The sequence below is a fragment of the Nostoc sp. DedVER02 genome, from assembly GCF_034530675.2.
Classification (GTDB): Bacteria; Cyanobacteriota; Cyanobacteriia; order Cyanobacteriales; family Nostocaceae; genus Nostoc.
In genome coordinates, this window is record NZ_JAVRCP020000032.1 from 13242 (window position 1) to 30353 (window position 17112).

At 40.3% G+C, this 17112-nt stretch carries 17 protein-coding genes; 10 read left to right on the plus strand and 7 right to left on the minus strand.

The features are described 5' to 3' along the window. Nucleotides 1–30: 30 nt before the first annotated feature. On the plus strand, nt 31–516 hold the full coding sequence (locus tag RMZ41_RS24525; protein WP_322642616.1) for a hypothetical protein: 486 nt from the start codon (nt 31–33) through the stop codon (nt 514–516). Here the strand turns inward: RMZ41_RS24525 and RMZ41_RS24530 are convergent, their stop codons facing one another. Then, complete coding sequence (locus RMZ41_RS24530; protein ID WP_322642615.1) at nt 517–816, minus strand: hypothetical protein; 300 nt, start codon at nt 814–816, stop codon at nt 517–519. A gap of 30 nt (nt 817–846) precedes the next feature. Here RMZ41_RS24530 and RMZ41_RS24535 point away from each other — a divergent pair, with 30 nt between their 5' ends. The 3 genes from RMZ41_RS24535 (at nt 847) to RMZ41_RS24545 (ending at nt 7672) form a co-directional block, all read left to right on the plus strand. Then, nucleotides 847–1458, plus strand: a complete 612-nt coding sequence (locus RMZ41_RS24535; protein ID WP_322642614.1) for a cupin — start codon at nt 847–849, stop codon at nt 1456–1458. A 56-nt stretch (nt 1459–1514) separates the two neighbouring features. Next, nucleotides 1515–2000, plus strand: coding sequence for an ArsC/Spx/MgsR family protein (locus RMZ41_RS24540; protein ID WP_322642613.1), 486 nt, complete (start codon nt 1515–1517; stop codon nt 1998–2000). Nucleotides 2001–2188: 188 nt separating this feature from the next. Next, nucleotides 2189–7672, plus strand: coding sequence for an AAA family ATPase (locus RMZ41_RS24545; RefSeq protein WP_322642612.1), 5484 nt, complete (start codon nt 2189–2191; stop codon nt 7670–7672). Between the two features lie 127 nt (nt 7673–7799). On the opposite strand, the gene cysK is transcribed toward RMZ41_RS24545, so the two are convergent. After that, nucleotides 7800–8759, minus strand: a complete 960-nt coding sequence (gene cysK, locus RMZ41_RS24550) for a cysteine synthase A (RefSeq protein WP_322642611.1) — start codon at nt 8757–8759, stop codon at nt 7800–7802. Between the two features lie 959 nt (nt 8760–9718). Here cysK and RMZ41_RS24555 point away from each other — a divergent pair. From RMZ41_RS24555 to RMZ41_RS24580, 6 genes are all read left to right on the plus strand, one after another. After that, nucleotides 9719–10141: a hypothetical protein gene (locus RMZ41_RS24555; RefSeq protein WP_322642610.1), complete on the plus strand. Its 423-nt coding sequence runs from the start codon at nt 9719–9721 to the stop codon at nt 10139–10141. Between the two features lie 39 nt (nt 10142–10180). Beyond that, nucleotides 10181–10462 carry a hypothetical protein gene (locus RMZ41_RS24560; RefSeq protein ID WP_322642609.1) on the plus strand — a complete coding sequence of 94 codons (282 nt, stop codon included), beginning with the start codon at nt 10181–10183 and terminating at the stop codon, nt 10460–10462. A gap of 2 nt (nt 10463–10464) precedes the next feature. Continuing rightward, the gene (locus RMZ41_RS24565; protein WP_292753940.1) at nt 10465–10776 is read left to right on the plus strand and encodes a hypothetical protein; all 312 of its coding nucleotides are present in this window, start codon (nt 10465–10467) and stop codon (nt 10774–10776) included. 262 nt (nt 10777–11038) lie between these two features. Then, nucleotides 11039–11401 carry a hypothetical protein gene (locus RMZ41_RS24570; RefSeq protein ID WP_190962938.1) on the plus strand — a complete coding sequence of 121 codons (363 nt, stop codon included), beginning with the start codon at nt 11039–11041 and terminating at the stop codon, nt 11399–11401. Between the two features lie 125 nt (nt 11402–11526). Beyond that, on the plus strand, nt 11527–12534 hold the full coding sequence (locus RMZ41_RS24575; protein WP_322642608.1) for an LLM class flavin-dependent oxidoreductase: 1008 nt from the start codon (nt 11527–11529) through the stop codon (nt 12532–12534). Further along, on the plus strand, nt 12524–12898 hold the full coding sequence (locus tag RMZ41_RS24580) for a hypothetical protein (RefSeq protein WP_322642607.1): 375 nt from the start codon (nt 12524–12526) through the stop codon (nt 12896–12898). Before RMZ41_RS24575 ends, RMZ41_RS24580 begins: the two co-directional genes overlap by 11 nt. Before the next feature lie 232 nt (nt 12899–13130). On the opposite strand, the gene hypB is transcribed toward RMZ41_RS24580, so the two are convergent. The 5 genes from hypB to RMZ41_RS24605 all read right to left on the minus strand — a co-directional run bounded on the left by hypB (nt 13131) and on the right by RMZ41_RS24605 (nt 17053). Further along, complete coding sequence (gene hypB / locus RMZ41_RS24585) at nt 13131–13961, minus strand: hydrogenase nickel incorporation protein HypB (RefSeq protein ID WP_322642606.1); 831 nt, start codon at nt 13959–13961, stop codon at nt 13131–13133. Continuing rightward, nucleotides 13952–14293 carry a hydrogenase maturation nickel metallochaperone HypA gene (gene hypA / locus RMZ41_RS24590; RefSeq protein WP_322642605.1) on the minus strand — a complete coding sequence of 114 codons (342 nt, stop codon included), beginning with the start codon at nt 14291–14293 and terminating at the stop codon, nt 13952–13954. The genes hypB and hypA overlap by 10 nt, the downstream gene beginning before the upstream one ends. A gap of 20 nt (nt 14294–14313) precedes the next feature. Continuing rightward, nucleotides 14314–15417, minus strand: coding sequence for a hydrogenase expression/formation protein HypE (hypE, locus tag RMZ41_RS24595; RefSeq protein WP_322642604.1), 1104 nt, complete (start codon nt 15415–15417; stop codon nt 14314–14316). Nucleotides 15418–15472: 55 nt separating this feature from the next. Next, nucleotides 15473–16657: a hydrogenase formation protein HypD gene (hypD, locus tag RMZ41_RS24600; protein WP_322642603.1), complete on the minus strand. Its 1185-nt coding sequence runs from the start codon at nt 16655–16657 to the stop codon at nt 15473–15475. Between the two features lie 135 nt (nt 16658–16792). Then, nucleotides 16793–17053 carry a HypC/HybG/HupF family hydrogenase formation chaperone gene (locus RMZ41_RS24605; protein WP_322642602.1) on the minus strand — a complete coding sequence of 87 codons (261 nt, stop codon included), beginning with the start codon at nt 17051–17053 and terminating at the stop codon, nt 16793–16795. Nucleotides 17054–17112 lie beyond the last annotated feature (59 nt).

Consider the following 17112-nt stretch of genomic DNA (forward strand, 5'->3'; position numbering starts at 1 on the left):
ATCCTCCTTATCTCCATTCAGGAGTTCATTATGCAAGCTAATACAAATAAGTTTTCATGGTTTCAGGTTCCAGATGATATCAAAAACCTATTAATTTTAGCTGCAAAAAACTGGGAGAACACATCAGAATCCGAAAAATATATTCAACAAGCTTTAGACCAGACTGGTGATAATACAGATGTCTTGGTAGCAGCATATAGATTTTTCTATTATAAAAATAATTATTCTCTTGCATTGCAAACAACAGTCAAATTATTAGATAAAATTAAAGAACTAGAAAAACTTCCTGATGACTGGGAGCAACTTCAGCCGATATTAGTCAATCGCAAAGAAGACCCACAAATTCGATTGTACTTAAATGCTTATGCTGCTTCTGGATTAGTGCTAGCAAAGTTAGGAGAAATTGAGCAAGCCAAAGAAATCAGCACCAGAGTCAAACACATAGACGAAAAGAATGATTTTGGTTCTGGGATTCTGTTGGATATTTTGACACGTCCAGCAGAAGAAGACGATTAATTAGTCAATGCACATCTCGACAAGACGATGTGCATTGTAGAGACGCGATTCATCGCGTCTGTAAACAGTGGGCAGATAAGGAAGACAAGGACACAAGGAGAATAACCCACGTCCAATGCCCCATTCCCAATTCCCAATGTCCAATGCCTTTTCGGTGAAAATCATGAACAATTGGTTATCTACTAAATCGTATTCCCTATTAGGAGCGACGACTGATAGTAACTCTATCATTCCTCCTATTACCATACCTACTAAACTTCCTGTAGGTAATATTCCTAATGTCTCACCGATCATCATCATCCAATCGTCTCCACTATCAATTTAAAAATTATGAAAGGTAGGGATTGGCTGCTAACAGGGGACGGTCAGCATCAAGCCTGTAAATCTGTAAGAGCATGGGATTTATTGAGAGAGAATTACCGCCTTTATCGGTTTTTAACTGAGGTGGAAGATGTTCTCAATAGCAGCGACAATGAAACCAATTGTCTGCCAGAAGTTCGGATGCTTGTAAGGCGCTTGATGGTAAATTCCTACTGGGTGCAAAGTCAAAATTTAGAACCTTCACCCAAAACGGGAAGCTCTGTTTTACTCCTATATGATGAATTGGGTTTTCCGTTGACAGTGCAAACAGTAACATTTGCACCGGGAACCCGTTCAAACATTCATAATCATGGAACGTGGGGAATAGTGGCGGTGCTAAAAGGCCAAGAAAAAAATACTTTTTGGCGACGCACCAATAGCCCAGAATTTCAGGACAAAATCGAAGCAACGGGAGAGATAACTCTCTTCCCAGGAGACATTATTAGCTTTACTCCCGATGCAATTCACAGTGTAGAAGCAGTGGGTGATGAACCAACTGTGACTTTTAATATTTATGGCGAAACCGATCCAAGTGAGAGGTTTGAGTTTGACTTAGTTAGCCATAAATCTAGGAATTTTTAATTTCATCGGTTCGTAGTTGGCGCTTTAGTGCGAAAGAGTAATTAGGAGATAATTGAATGGCAAGGGTAATTTTCTATAGCAAACCAGGCTGTAAAGGTGGTGTTAAGCAGAAAGTTTTGCTAACAGCTGCCGGTCATGAGGTGATACCACAGAACCTGCTAAAAGAACCTTGGACAGCTGAACGGTTGCGCTCATTTTTTGGCGATCGCCCCGTAGCCGAATGGTTCAATCTTTCCGCTCCCAAGATAAAATCTGGTGAGGTGGTTCCTGGAAAAGTGGACGAACAAACCGCTTTAGCGCTGATGCTGAAAGAACCACTGTTGATTCGCCGTCCTTTATTAGAAGTAGGCGAACAGCGCGAGGTAGGATTTGATATACAAAAAATTGATGCTTGGATTGGCTTACAAGCTGTAGATGAATCCTTGCAAGAAATCAGCGACAAGCTTCTGAAGCAAGATTTGCAAAACTGTTCCCACGGTAAAGATCACAATCACGGTCATGATTCTCAACAACACCAAAAGCAAGGGAACTGTAAGCATTAATACAGGATTTTAAACCTGAGTTATTGAATTTGAGATGCAGCAATGCTCTCAAATCTCAATATACAAATTTGGAGTGAATTAGTCTTTGTAACATCTCGTGAAATAATGCTTCTTTTTGTCACAAATGTTACAAAGCTAAACTTGCATGGGCATAGTAAGTATGCTTAGTATTGCAAGAATAAAAAACAATGACAGCTACTTTATCTGGTTATCAACTCCTCGAAACCCTTCACTCCGGTAGTAAAACCGTCATTTATCGTGGACGGCGAGAAACCGATAACGCCTCTGTCATTGTCAAAACTCTCTTGTGCGAACATCCACTCTTAGAAGACATTGCGCGATTGCGCCACGAATATCAAATCATTGAACCTCTGCAAATTCCTGGCATTGTAAAAGCTTACGAGTTAAAGAATTATCAGCATGGACTGGCTTTAGTTTTAGAAGACATTCCGGGTTGCTTACTTCAAGAACTGATTGCAAATCAAACAACCACCTTGATTACTTTCCTGAAGGTGGGGATTAATCTGGCACATATTTTAGGAGAACTGCACGCTCAACAGATTATTCACAAAGATATTAAGCCGCACAATATTTTAATTAACCCCGATTCTGGCGAAGCCAAACTGATTGACTTCAGTATCTCCTCACGCCTTGATAAAGAAAATCCCACCTTGAGCAATCCGAATTTGCTTGAAGGTACGCTTGCTTATATGTCGCCTGAACAGACGGGCAGAATGAACCGGGCGGTTGACTATCGCACCGATTTTTATTCATTGGGTGTAACTTTATATGAAATGCTGACGGGTACTTTGCCCTTTCAAGCTGTTGACCCAATGGAGTTAATCCACTGTCACATTGCCAAAATGCCAGCCGCACCCTGTAGCGAAACCATGTGCCGCATCCTGGGAGATGTGCCAGAGGCGATTAGTGCAGTTATTTTAAAATTATTAGCGAAAACAGCAGAGGAGCGGTATCAAAGCGCTTGGGGACTGAAAGCTGATTTAGAGGAATGTTTGTTTCAACTGCAAACAACTGGAAAAATTGAAAACTTTGTACCAGGAAGACAAGACAAATCCGGGCATTTTTTGATTCCGCAAACGCTATACGGACGCAAAGCAGAAGTAGCAAAATTGATGGCTGCGTTTAAGCGTGTGGCGAGTGGTAGCAGCGAAATGATGCTCGTCTCTGGTTATTCGGGGATTGGAAAGACAAGTGTCGTCAATGAAGTTCATAAACCGATTGTGGGAGCAAGGGGTTATTTCATTGCAGGCAAGTTTGACCAGTTCAAGCGCAATATTCCATACACCTCGTTGATTCAGGCGTTTCAATCTTTAATTGGGCAATTACTCACCGAAAATGAAGCCCAAATCCAAGTTTGGAAAAAGAAACTGCTAACTGCGTTGGGAGAGAATGGGCAAGTCATTATCGATGTGATTCCAGAACTCGAACTAATTATTGGGACTCAGCCATCTGTGACACAATTGGGTGCAGCTGAATCTCAAAATCGCTTCAATCGCGTCTTTGGGCAATTTATTGGCGTATTTACCAATCAAGACCATCCTTTGGTTGTGTTTCTTGATGACTTGCAGTGGGCAGATTCGGCATCGCTGAACTTAATTGAGCTATTGATGACGGATAGCGATAGCAAATATTTATTATTAATCGGAGCATACCGCGATAACGAAGTGTCGCCCACCCACTCGCTCATGCTCAGTTTAGACAAAATTCAATCCTCTGGTGCGGTGGTAGATAACATCGTCTTAGCACCGTTGCAGTTAACCGATGTGGAAGCGTTAGTTGGCGATACGTTAAATAACACAGAACACACCAAGCCGTTGGCAGAGTTACTGTTACACAAAACTGCTGGCAATCCGTTCTTCTTAACGCAATTGCTAAAAACTCTGTACCAGGAAGACTTATTAACCTATGAGTTCCATTCAGGAATGTGGCAGTGGAATATTCAACATATTCAAGCGATCGGTATTACCGACCTGAATGTGGTTGAATTGACGGCGAGAAACATTCGCAAACTTTCCCTAGAGACGCAGAAAGTCCTCAAACTGGCTGCTTGTATTGGCAACACGTTTAATCTGGATGTATTAGCGATCGTTAATGAAGCATCTTCCCTCACAACTGCGGCGCAATTGTGGTCAGCCCTGCAAGCTGGGTTAATTTTGCCATTAAATCAGGATTATAAGATTCCCTTAGTGTTTAGTCAGGAGGAATCAGGCGGAATTAATTTAACAGATGTCAAGGTTGATTACAAGTTTTTACATGACCGAGTACAGCAAGCGGCATATTCTCTAATTCCTGATGAGCAAAAGAAAGCAACGCATCTGAAAATTGGTCAATTACTGCTGCAAAATACTACACCATCAGAACGTAAAGAAAATATATTTGCTTTAGTTAATCAACTCAATTATGGTACTGATTTACTGATATCTGAAACGGAAAAATATGAACTTGCAGAACTCAATCTCATCGCAGGTCAAAGAGCAAAAGCATCCACAGCGCACGATTCTGCTATCAAATATTTGCAAATTGGTTTGGGATTGTTAGCAGAAGAAAGCTGGAAGTCTAAATATGAACTGACATTAGTACTGCACTCAGAAGCAGCAGAGGCAGCTTTTTTGAGCGGTGATTTTGAAGGAATGCAGAGATTTATTGAGATAGTACAAAACTGTTCTAAAACGCTGCTGGACACAGTGAAGGTGTATGAAGTTCAAATGCAAGCTTACATGGGGCAGAACAGACTGCTAGAAGCGGTTAATACAGCGCTACACGTTTTAAAACTGTTAGGAGTAGAGTTTCCCCAACAACCGAACCTGTCAGATATTGGGCAAGCATTGACGGAAACTGGTGCAATTTTGAGTGGAAGGCGAATTGAGGATTTAGTCAATCTGCCTGAAATGACTGATCCATATAAATCAGCAGCCATGAGAATTTTGTCAAGTATCTTTGCTGCTGCATATATTGCTGTGCCAGAACTGGTGCCTTTGACAGTATGCAAACAAGTAAATTTATCCGTCCAATATGGTAATGCTTCCGTTTCTCCCTTTGCTTATGCCAATTATGGTTTTCTTCTTTGTGGCGTTCTGGGAGATATTGATTTAGGTTATCAGTTTGGCCAATTAGCTTTAAATCTAGTGTCAAAGTTAAATGCTCAAGAAATCAAAGCCAAGACACTCTTTATCGTAAATCTATTTATCCGACCTTGGAAAGAGCATCTGAGAGAAAGCTTAGAGCCTTTGGTGTCAGCTTACTCTAGCGGAATAGAGACAGGAGATTTAGAATATGCAGGCTATAATCTACTACAATATTCCTGTTTAGCTTACTTTAGCGGCAAAGAACTGACTGTCTTTGAAAAAGAGATAGCAATCAACAGAAATGCTATTCATAAAATCAAGCACAAAACAGCGCTTAATTATATAGACATCTATTGGCAGGTTATCTTAAATCTGCTTGGGAAAAGTGAAAATACTTGCTGCCTAAAAGGTGAAGCCTGCGATGAGCAGATAAGATTGCCACTGTACCACCAAGCGAACGATAAAGCAGCAGTTGCATACATATATTGGAACAAAATTTTACTTAATTACTGGTTTGAAAACTACTCAGAAGCGATTGAAAATATTGCTATAGCAGAGAAGTATTTGGACGCATTAGTAGGATTGCCCATTATTCCTATTTTCCATTTCTACGATTCATTAATACGATTGGCGATGTATGGCGATAATCTAGAGTCTGAGCAGCAAGGCATTCTCGATCGCGTCCAAGCTAATCAAGAAAAAATGCAAAAATGGGCGCATCATGCCCCAATGAATCTTTTGCACAAATTCTATTTAGTAGAGGCAGAAAGGCATCGGGTTTTAGGTGAAAAAATCGAAGCGATCGAGATGTACGACAAAGCGATCGCACTTGCCAAAGAAAACGAGTACATCAACGAAGAAGCATTAGCTTACGAACTCGCTGCCAAATTCTATCTGTCATGGCGTAAACAAGCCATTGCCAAAACCTACATGACAGATGCTTACTACGCTTATATGCGTTGGGGTGCGATCGCTAAAGTCAAAGATTTAGAATCGAAATACCCGCAATTGATTGTGCAATCAAACACAGAAAAACCAGAAAAGAATTACCTACAAAGTTTTCAAACAATCTCTACGACTACCGGAAGCGCTCAAATTCTCGACTTGATGACGGTGATGAAAGCTTCACAAGCCTTGTCAGAAGAAATGGTACTGAGTCGCTTGCTCGAAAAATTGATGAAAAATGTCATCGAAAATGCTGGCGCTCAACAAGGTTGCTTTATTGTCAAGCACGAGGATCAATGGATGCGAGAAGCAGTGGGAATGGTTGAAGGTAAGAACGTTAATGTTATTGTTAACGGGCAAGATGAGACTGATTCACCTTTACTCCCGATTGCCTTATTCAACTATGTAGAAAGAATCAGAGAGAACCTAGTTTTAAATGATGCTGTTAAAGACTCCCGCTTTGCGACTGATGCTTATATTGCCACTCACCAATCCAAATCGATTTTGTGTCTACCATTGATTCACTCTGGCAAGTTGACTGGTCTTCTTTACTTGGAAAATAATCTTATTTCTGGTGCTTTTACTTCAGAACGGGTGAATGTGCTGAGTCTGTTGAGCGCGCAAATTTCGATTGCGATCGACAATGCTCGTCTCTACACCAACCTACAAGCTTACTCGCAACAACTAGAAGCTAATAATCAAGCTTTGCAAGCATCCGAAACGCGAGAGCGAGAAAAAGCCGAACAACTCGGAAAATTTCTCTATAAACTGCAACAAACCCAGGCTCAACTTGTGCAGACCGAGAAAATGTCAAGCTTAGGGCAACTGGTAGCTGGTGTTGCCCACGAAATCAACAATCCGGTCAATTTTATCTTTGGCAACCTGACTCATGCCAACAGCTATACCCAAGAGGTGTTGGGACTGCTGGAACTTTACCAGAAACATTATCCATCTCCTCATCCAGAGATTCTGTCACAAGCGGAGGCTATCGATCTAGAATTCGTGCTAGAAGACCTGCCTAAACTACTGTCTTCTATGTGGGTTGGTGCAGACCGAATTCGCCAAATTGTCGCTTCTCTACGAACTTTCTCACGCATGGACGAAGCCGAGATTAAAGCTGTTAATATTCATGAGGGGATTGACAGTACCATAATGATTTTGCAACATCGGCTCAAAGCAAAGTCAGATCGTGTCGGTATTGAGTTGATTAAACACTATGGCAACTTGCCCCAAGTGGAATGTTATGCAGGGCAGCTAAATCAAGTGTTTATGAATGTGTTGAGTAATGCGATCGATGCTTTGGAAGAGACATTAGCGAAAAATCAAGGACAAATAACAACTCCAACTATTACTATTCACACTAAACAAATTGATGCTCATCAAATCGAAATTCGGATTGCAGATAATGGTCTAGGTATGCCAGAGCCTGTTCGTCAACGGCTGTTCGATCCTTTCTTCACTACAAAACCTGTGGGCAAAGGGACAGGTATGGGTTTGTCGATTAGCTACCAAATTGTCAGTGAAAAACATGGTGGTTCGCTCTCTTGTACCTCAGAACCCGGCAAGGGAGCGGAGTTTCAAATCCGCATTCCAGTTTGTCAGGAAGTCAACCCCGTTGGGGAATTAAAAATGAAAAATTAAGAATTAAAAATTGCAAGACGCTGCGGCAAATGGCAATGGCAACCGTCTAAGTAAACAGCGCTAAGACATAAGGTAGATAAGGGAGAAATTGCGATCGCAGTTTCTCCCTCATCTCTCCCCACTATCTTTAACGCACACCAGCAGTTTCTAAGGACAAATCTTGAAACATGGGTGTGCTGAGGTAACGTTCGCCGAAGGAAGGCTGAATCATCACGATTAAACGTCCGGCGTTTTCTGGGCGTTTACCTACTTGAATTGCAGCACACAAAGCTGCACCAGAGGATATGCCAGATAATAAGCCTTCTTCTTTTGCCAAACGTCGCCCAAAAGCGATCGCTTGTTCATCGCTGACTCTAATTACTTCATCAACCAATTCTAGGCGGAGAACATCGGGGATAAATCCCGCACCAATACCTTGAATCTTGTGTGGCCCGGCTTCGCCACCGGAAAGGACGGGGCTGTTGCTGGGTTCAACTGCGATCGCTTTAAAAGTCTTCTTACGGCTTTTTATTACCTCTGCAACCCCAGTAATCGTCCCACCAGTACCTACCCCAGCAATGACGATATCCACTTCCCCGTCTGTATCTGTCCAAATTTCTTCGGCGGTAGTTTCCTGGTGAATTTTAGGATTGGCAGGGTTACGGAACTGTTGCAGCATAAAAGCATCAGGAGTATTAGCCACAATCTCTTCGGCTTTGCGAATCGCTCCCCGCATTCCTTCCGCGCCTGGTGTCAACTCTAAAGACGCGCCATAAGCTCTCAACATAGCGCGTCGTTCTTGGCTCATCGTCTCTGGCATTGTCAAAATCAAACGGTAGCCACGCGCTGCTGCTACCATCGCTAGAGCAATTCCTGTATTACCCGAAGTAGGCTCAACTAAAATAGTCTTTCCAGGTGTAATTGAGCCAGCCGCTTCTGCTGAAAGTACCATACTTAACCCAATGCGGTCTTTCACCGAAGCCGCTGGGTTCATCCCTTCTAATTTGACAACTATTCTTGCTACTACTCCCTCAGCTTGAGGAATCTTGTTCAGTTGAACTAAAGGAGTCCTTCCAATCAGTTCTGTTATGTCTTGAGCAATCCGCATTATTTAACTCCTAGAATTCTAAATCTTAGTACAAAGTATTTACTTGTAACAATAAGCTTGTGTGTATTGAATTTGCAGTTTAATGTCAATGAGTGCATATACTATGTATTTTAACTAAACTACAAAATATGAAAGCTTAGGAAGAACTTTTATCAGAGGCTCTCATTCTTATATTTTACCATTTGGAATTGCTGACTGTTGTCTCTTAAACTAAGATAAATTTTTATAATTCTGTATATATGAATAGTTTTTATCATTATTTCCCTTCTGCTACGTAAATATAATTTACTTTCAAAATATTTAATTGATTTTTTGAATTTATTAGTTTATCTTTATCAAAAGACATTGATATTTTGTTTTGAGTGCAAATCTTGTCTAGGAAAACTAGCATCCAAAACAGTTCTAAAGTATTGCCTACATTGCTTTTAAGTTGAGTACAAAAACACCAGAACCCCACTTCAAAAACACTAGCACCTCGTCTGAAAAACACTAGCACCCATACCCCAACAAATTTTTATAATGCTTATCAAATAAAGATTACAGGCTTTGAGTACTATTCTAATGAATTTAATAATCTTAACGGGGCTGGGGTAGACTGTTTTGTGGAGAGCGGCTGATATAAATCGTATAGGATTTACGCAGAGATTCCCCTCTACCCCCCAACATTCCTGAGCGAAAGCTGAGTGAACTAGGGGGGACTTCTTAATCTCCCTTTTGAGAGTAAGATAGAACCAGATTATAGAATCTAAGTGCGTTTTTTCTGATTGAATAATCCTACGTTTTGCGAAAAATTTGGTAACTTTTCATTGGTAAGTAGTCAGTAGTAATTATAAAACAATTGACAACTTATGATTGAGAAAATTACTGTTTACACATATTTTAATATCAAAACTGTTTGAGATAAACAGCAAAGGATATTTTCTTACTGGGTGCAGACTACCTAGCAAGGGAGAGCCAAGATGAAAGCAAAAGTTTTAAATGTCCTTACAGTTTGTGTAGTTACCTTAGTAATGCTTTCTCCAGGGCTAGTAGTATTTGGCATAATTTGGGAGCGACATCTGGACTTAGTAAAATCCCAGAATTTAGCTTACGAAGTTAACAAAACTACTAAAAATGCTCCCGCTTTGGCTCCCCAGATAGAGGTTACACATTCCCCTCAGACTAGCATCCAATCCTCTGATCGTAATGTGATTCATCAAATGCTGACTGTTGCTGAAAAATATAAATTTGCCACGATTTTGCAATGGTTCTTCTTGTTAACCCCTATTTGTGTTGGGTTAGGTATTCTCTTTTATGACAGATATCTTGTGCATCGTGCGGCTGTTTTAAAAGAACAAGTTGAAATGTTGGAGAGATTGTGGCAGCAAAGTATAGAACAGTGACCAATTCTCAATTAACTTACTAAAATCAACAAAAATATCATGTCAGAACAACGCCAGCAATTGTATTTTAACCTGATTGATGAATTACTCAGATGTCCTAATGGTCAAGAACCAGAAGTTTTAGAATCTAAGCCAGAGTTGATTGATTCTGGTTTCGTAGAAACAATGTTACAAGTAGCAACTATGTTTGCTCATGAAGGCAATCAAGATGGTGCCAAATTTTTATTTTTTGTAGCGCGTGAGTTAGCTAAAGAACTGGGTTTATACCCAGAAGTTCCGAATACCGAAGTTGAAAATACTGAAGTCGCAAATAAGGAGTAAAAATGTTGTTGACTTCAACAGATGCGGGGCAAATTGCTTTAGAACTGCTGATGGCAGATTGGAATATTTCAGAAGAGAATCGGGAGTGGTTCACAATTTTTAGCTCTCGTCTAATTGGCGAGAGTTGGTACACTGTAGAATTAGGTATAGAAGGATTTCCCGATAGATGGTTTATTCAAGTATATGACACTGGAGCGTGCGATCCAAACTATACATTTATATCACCAATTCGCGGTTCTGAAGGATTTACAGACTTTGTAAATGTGCCGGATATCATAGCAGAGGTATTAGTTTGCGAACGCAATGCTCGATAATAATTAAGAATCCAATATTTGGAATTCAACCTTAAAGTGTACTAAGTGAAACACACTTTTTGAATTCATGATTTTTGATATCAAAATTTTGGTAGCACAGCTATTTTGATATCTCATTCAATATGAAGATGCTTTACGCTAATCGGAGGTGATACCAAATAAGGTACGCCTCTTTTTTCTGTAATATTTAATCTTTTATTTAAGCATAATAAGGTATTTTGTCATCTTTTATTGATAAAATTATGTTATATTAAATAGCGTGATGGACGCTACAGAAATATCAGTTCCAATGATTGCTGAAGATATCTTAGCCAAAGAATTCACAAGAGTCCTCAACCACTACTACCCAAAAGTTGGAGAATTACTAGACGGGTGTTATGTGAAAGTCATCACCTGTTTTTGGGGACGACCTGCTAGACGCTTGCAATATATAGGAATTTATTGCTCTGATGAAATGATTTCCTGTGTGCAAGCTCACAAAGAAATACTCAGGGAAGTAGCAGACAATATGGGTTTAGTGCAGGTAGTTTGCATGAATGCCAAGCGATTGTTGCGCGATCCGATGTCGAACATCAAACATAATAATCCACGCCTATGGTTGGAGTTGCAGTGGGTTGCAAATTAGTCATTTATCGGATGATTTGATAGATGATAATTGAGGACTAAAATTATCAAACATTTAAGCACTAAAGTGCTTACTACGAACTTATCAACCACTAGAGTAGCCAGCACAAAGTATTAACGCAAGTAATGAAAACTGGAATTTTCTGCAATTACGATAATCACCACCAAGATGCTCGTCGTGCCATCTTTGAGCAAGTCGCGCTGATAAAACAGGCAGAAAGTTTAGGTTTTGAGTCAGCCTGGGTGAGTGAACATCATTTTAGTGAATCCAATCTCAGCCCGTCTATGTTGCTGTTAATGGCGCACTTGGCGGGATTAACTTCAACTATCCAATTAGGTACTGCGGCGGTGTTACTGCCATTCCATAACCCGATTAGGGTAGCGGAGGATATCGCCACTCTAGATAACCTGTGCAATGGACGATTATTATTTGGAGTTGCCAAAGGCGGCCCCTTTCCGCAACAAAATAAGCATTTTGCGACACTTCCAAGTGAAGCACGTCCTAAGACACTAGAGGCGATCGCACTGGTTCAAAAGCTTTTATATGAAACTGATGTATCATTTAATGGCAAGTATTATCAATGCGATCGCTTAACCATTTACCCGAAACCATTGCAGAGTCAAATACCAGTGTATGTTGCCACTGGCGGCGATGATGGTATCGAGTTTGCTGCTAAACATTCCTTCAGCTTGATGGGTGGGCCGCCATTCTCCCTACACAGATTGAAGGATACTGTTGCCAAATATCGAGCCTTAAATTCTAGTGGTGCAGAAAACTTCGTGCTGGCACGCTTTTTTTATGTTGGCAAAACATTTGATGAAGCAGTGAGTGAGGCATTGCCTTTCATCCGCCAATTTAGCAAGAAAATGACAGCTAATTCGGCTGAAGTATTGCAAAATAGTGCGAATCCCAACCAAAAACCATTCGATCGCACAAACATTTGTTTCGACGAAGATTATTTGATTGAAAACTCAATTATCGGTGATGTGGAGACTTGTCGAGACAAAATCAAGAAATTTCAGGACGAATTAAATTTAAGTACCCTAGCCCTCAAACCCTCGTCTTCGGATCTGCAAAAAAACTTGGAGAGTTTGACGCGCTACAACCAAGAGGTGCGAAATTATGTCTTCTAAACTTTACCAGCTTCCTCCCGATGATTTACCTCCATCTGAGGTAACTAAACAGGATGGAATGCTGCAAATGGAGCTAGAACAGTCTACTGGCAGATGCTTTTATTTAGCTTGCGATCGCATTACGCGAGTATTGTTATCTAATTGTCAGTGGTATATCACTACAAATGCTAGCATCCTAACATTAATTATTGACTGCCCTGACTTAGTATCTTACTGGCATATAGTCAGCAATATTGCCCAATTGGGTAATAGGTTAGAACGGTTTGCTAGCAACGGTAAAATCCGCGTTTATCCGCCATTTGGCAAGGGGATGCCGTTTGAAATCAGCGTAAATGAAATATCTGCTTATCGAGATTGGTTGTGAGGTAAATAGACACACTCTGGGAATCACAAAAAATATAGCTGTTTTACACCCTGTACTCCTAAAGTGCAGGGTGTTGCAATTTTTATCAAAGCCAATTCTAAAAATATCAGTCTTACAGAATAGAATTCAAGACAGTTAAGTGAAGCAATTTTTCCTTCTCTTTCTTCTCTCTGTGTCCTCTGCGTCTCTGTGGTTCGTTAAAAAAATTAGATATTAGTCAAGCGTTAAGAGATTAATGCTGACAAGTTTTTAAGTTTTCAATTAGCCACGCATACCACTTCTCTAACCCAGTACCAGTAGTTGCAGAAAGCTGAAAAATCTGAATTTTGGGATTGATTTCTCTAGCATAATCTATGCACTTTTGAACATCAAAATCTACATAAGGCAATAAATCAATTTTGGTAAGAATCATGATGTTACTAGCACGGAATATATGCGGGTATTTTAGCGGCTTATCTTCTCCCTCCGTGACGGAAAGAATCACCACTTTTGCCAGTTCTCCCAAATCAAATAAGGCTGGACAAACCAAATTTCCGACATTTTCAATCATCACAACTGAATTTAGAGGTGGATTCAGTTGTTGTAAACCCCTTTCTATCATTGATGCATCTAAATGACAGCCTGTTCCGGTGTTAATTTGGATGACTTTAGAACCTGTTTCTTTGATTTTTTTGGCATCGTTAGCTGTTTCTTGGTCGCCTTCAATGACACTGATAGATAATTGATTTTTTAAATCATTGATAGTTCGTGTTAAAAGAGTTGTTTTCCCTGCACCGGGAGAACTCATTAAATTTAAAGAAAGAATATTTCGCCCTTTAAACCATCCCCGGTTTTGGGCAGCTAGCAGATTATTTTTTGCTAAAATATCCTGTTCTAAAGATATTGTTGTGTTGTGTATTTTGGCATGAATTTGAGGTGCTTCTATATGAGTATCATGACTGTGGGAATGAGTGATAACAGTACCATCTGATAAAATGTGAGTATGATGATGTTCAGCTTCATCTGTTTCTAAATTCATAATTTTAGTTTCGCCATCATCAGAACAACCGCAGGTTACACACATAATTCCTCGATTTCTATTTCTTTAATTTTAAGTTCTTCACCAGTAATTAAATCTAATTGCACGCTACCACAACTACAAATACCATAAGGTTTATCTAGATGAATTTCCGCACCGCATTGGCGACATCGCCCTAAGCCAGGAATTTTTAAAATCTCTAATGTCGCCCCTTCTAAAATTGTGCCTTGAGTACAAATATCAAAACAAAATTGGATAGCGTCAGGCATAATGGCTGAAAGTTTGCCAATTTCTAATAAAACTCGCTGCACTTTTGCGCCTTTGGCGTGTTCAGTCACAATTGCCACAATATTTTGGGTAATTCCAAGTTCGTGCATACTAGAAAATATATTAAAAATTAACAAATTCGTGGTAATTGATCGCCTACCAACATATCAACAATCCTTTCAGCACCAAAAAGTGTTTTTAACAATACGATACCTGGAGGTGAAGAAATAACTTCGCCAATAATACAAGCATCTTTACCTGCTGGGTGTAATTTCATTGCGGATAAAACTTTGCCAGCATTCTCTTTTGGAACTACGGCAACTAACTTACCTTCATTAGCTAAATACAACGGGTCTAAACCGAGAATTTCGCAAACTCCGTTGACTTCTTCACGCACTGGAATAGATTCTTCAAAAAGACGAATTCCGACATTGGAAGTGAGGGTAAATTCATTTAAGACTGTGGCTAAACCGCCGCGTGTAGCATCTCGCATAGCATGAACTTGTGGGCATACATGGAGAATAGTTTCTACTAAACTATGCAACGGCTGACAGTCACTTTCAATATTAGTTTCTAAGGCTAATTCTCCACGGGCAATTAAAATTGCTGTCCCATGATTGCCTATTTCACCATTAATTATTATTACATCTCCAGGTTTTATATTGTGGGCAGAAATGTTAACTCCTTGCCGGATGATGCCAATGCCAGCAGTATTAATAAAGAGTTTATCGGCAGCACCACGATGTACAACTTTTGTGTCACCAGTGACAATTTGAACACCAGCTTTTTGTGCGGCTACTTTCATACTGGCTGCGACACGGCGTAAGGTTTCGACAGGTAATCCTTCTTCTAAAATTACACTACAAGTTAAATATAGAGGTTTAGCACCGCTTACAGCTAAATCATTAACTGTGCCGTTTATAGCTAATTCTCCTATATCACTACCGGGGAAAAATAACGGGTCTACAACATAAGAATCTGTGGTAAATGCGAGTCTGTCTCCTTGTTGGAGGAGAGGGGCTAAGTTGAAGCTGGCTTGGTCTTCTAGTTCTGTGAGAATTGGGTTATCAAAATTACTGATAAAGATATCATCTATTAAATCGCGCATGGCTTTACCACCACTGCCATGTGCAAGAGTAATATGAGTATCTTGCACTTTACTTTGGCGGCGGCGGACTTGTTCTCTTGTTTGGAATAAAGGATTTTGTACTTGGTTATTGGAGGAAATATTCATATTAAAATTGAGGATTTTTTAAACGCAAAGGTACGTAGAGTATTTGTGAGATGTATTAGTCTGAGGAGAAGCCGCAGGCGGGGAGAGGTTCTTGAGTTATAGTTACCTTTGGTTTTTGGACGATTGTTTTTTTGGCAATGGTGGAGAGTCGCCCATATTTATAATAGGCTGCACAAGCGCCTTCAGAAGATACCATGCAAGTACCAATGGGTGTTTCTGGTGTGCAAGCTGTACCGAATACTTTGCACTCCCAAGGTTTTAAGACTCCTTTAAGGATTTCTCCACATTTACAAGCTTTATGGTCGGCTACTTTGAGGTTAGGAATGGTAAATTTAAGTTCGGCATCAAATTGGGCATATTCAGGTTGAATTTGTAATCCTGAATAAGGGATGTCACCCAAGCCACGCCAATCAAAACTATCTCGAACGGCGAAAACTTTATTTATGGCTTGCAGGGCTACTGTGTTTCCGCTTTTTTGCACAATTCGGTTGTATTGATTTTCAACTTCACAACGATTTTCTACTAGCTGTTGCAATAGCATCCAAATGGATTGGAGAATATCTAAGGGTTCAAATCCTGAAACGACTATCGGCTTATTATATTGTTGGGAAATAAATTCATAAGGGTCAGTGCCAATTACCATGCTGACATGGCCTGGCCCAACAAATCCATCGAGTTGTAAATCGGGATTATCTAATAGTGCTTTGAGGGCGGGAATCACGAGAACGTGATTACTAAACATACTAAAGTTATGAATTCCTTCGGCTGCTGCTTGCAGAATGGTGAAGGCGGTGCTGGGGGCTGTGGTTTCAAAGCCTAAAGCGAAGAAAACTACTTGCTTGTCGGGGTTATCTCTGGCAATTTGCAGGCTATCTAGGGGAGAGTACACCATACGGATGTCTGCACCTTGTGCCCTGGCTTGCAGTAAAGTGGTTTTGGAACCAGGAACTCGCATTGCGTCGCCAAAGGTGGCAAAAATGACGTTATGATTTTGGGAGATTGCGATCGCATCATCTAATCTCCCTTTTGGCATAACACATACTGGACAACCAGGCCCATGAATTAGTTCGATGGTTTGGGGTAATATTTCTTCGATGCCATATTTAAATATGGAATGGGTATGTCCGCCGCATACTTCCATGATTTTGATGGGTTTTTCTAGCTGGCGACATAATTTGGCGATTTCGCGGCGCAAGGCTTCTGCTTTTTCCGGTTCGCGGAATTCGTCAACATATTTCATAGGGATTGGGGAATAGTTAATTTTGCTTTTGTGGTAGGGAGTTTTTTTAACGAACCGCGAAGGCGCGAAGGACGCGAAGAAAGAGAAAAGAAGAAAGATGTTTGAAACTGTTTTCTGTGTGAGAAAAAATATTATTTAAGTACTAATTCTTGCTTGTGCTGCAGCTAATTCTTGGAATAGTTGTAATGTTTCTGCTGCTTCTTGTTCGTTAATGCGATTCATAGCAAAGCCAACATGTACTAGCACCCAATCACCAATACAAGCTTCGGGAGGATGTTGTTCATCTACGATGCAGGCAATATTTACTTCGCGCTTCACACCACCAATGTTAACTAGGGCTAATTTATGGTTAGCGTTGGTAATTTCTACAATTTGTCCGGGGATTCCTAAACACATTTTTTTATTTTGAAGATAAACTAACCGTAGAGGCGTAAAGAACACAGAGAGAATTATTT

What these genes read in the sequence shown, in the direction of transcription:
- hypD (WP_322642603.1), bottom strand. Translation starts at nt 16,657, where the DNA reads ATGAAATATGTTGACGAATTCCGCGAACCGGAAAAAGCAGAAGCCTTG.
- hypB (WP_322642606.1), bottom strand. Translation starts at nt 13,961, where the DNA reads ATGTGTGTAACCTGCGGTTGTTCTGATGATGGCGAAACTAAAATTATG.
- hypA (WP_322642605.1), bottom strand. Translation starts at nt 14,293, where the DNA reads ATGCACGAACTTGGAATTACCCAAAATATTGTGGCAATTGTGACTGAA.
- RMZ41_RS24540 (WP_322642613.1), top strand. Translation starts at nt 1,515, where the DNA reads ATGGCAAGGGTAATTTTCTATAGCAAACCAGGCTGTAAAGGTGGTGTT.
- RMZ41_RS24575 (WP_322642608.1), top strand. Translation starts at nt 11,527, where the DNA reads ATGAAAACTGGAATTTTCTGCAATTACGATAATCACCACCAAGATGCT.
- hypE (WP_322642604.1), bottom strand. Translation starts at nt 15,417, where the DNA reads ATGAATATTTCCTCCAATAACCAAGTACAAAATCCTTTATTCCAAACA.
- RMZ41_RS24555 (WP_322642610.1), top strand. Translation starts at nt 9,719, where the DNA reads ATGAAAGCAAAAGTTTTAAATGTCCTTACAGTTTGTGTAGTTACCTTA.
- RMZ41_RS24525 (WP_322642616.1), top strand. Translation starts at nt 31, where the DNA reads ATGCAAGCTAATACAAATAAGTTTTCATGGTTTCAGGTTCCAGATGAT.
- RMZ41_RS24570 (WP_190962938.1), top strand. Translation starts at nt 11,039, where the DNA reads ATGGACGCTACAGAAATATCAGTTCCAATGATTGCTGAAGATATCTTA.
- RMZ41_RS24565 (WP_292753940.1), top strand. Translation starts at nt 10,465, where the DNA reads ATGTTGTTGACTTCAACAGATGCGGGGCAAATTGCTTTAGAACTGCTG.
- RMZ41_RS24605 (WP_322642602.1), bottom strand. Translation starts at nt 17,053, where the DNA reads ATGTGTTTAGGAATCCCCGGACAAATTGTAGAAATTACCAACGCTAAC.
- RMZ41_RS24535 (WP_322642614.1), top strand. Translation starts at nt 847, where the DNA reads ATGAAAGGTAGGGATTGGCTGCTAACAGGGGACGGTCAGCATCAAGCC.
- RMZ41_RS24530 (WP_322642615.1), bottom strand. Translation starts at nt 816, where the DNA reads ATGATGATGATCGGTGAGACATTAGGAATATTACCTACAGGAAGTTTA.
- RMZ41_RS24560 (WP_322642609.1), top strand. Translation starts at nt 10,181, where the DNA reads ATGTCAGAACAACGCCAGCAATTGTATTTTAACCTGATTGATGAATTA.
- cysK (WP_322642611.1), bottom strand. Translation starts at nt 8,759, where the DNA reads ATGCGGATTGCTCAAGACATAACAGAACTGATTGGAAGGACTCCTTTA.
- RMZ41_RS24580 (WP_322642607.1), top strand. Translation starts at nt 12,524, where the DNA reads ATGTCTTCTAAACTTTACCAGCTTCCTCCCGATGATTTACCTCCATCT.
- RMZ41_RS24545 (WP_322642612.1), top strand. Translation starts at nt 2,189, where the DNA reads ATGACAGCTACTTTATCTGGTTATCAACTCCTCGAAACCCTTCACTCC.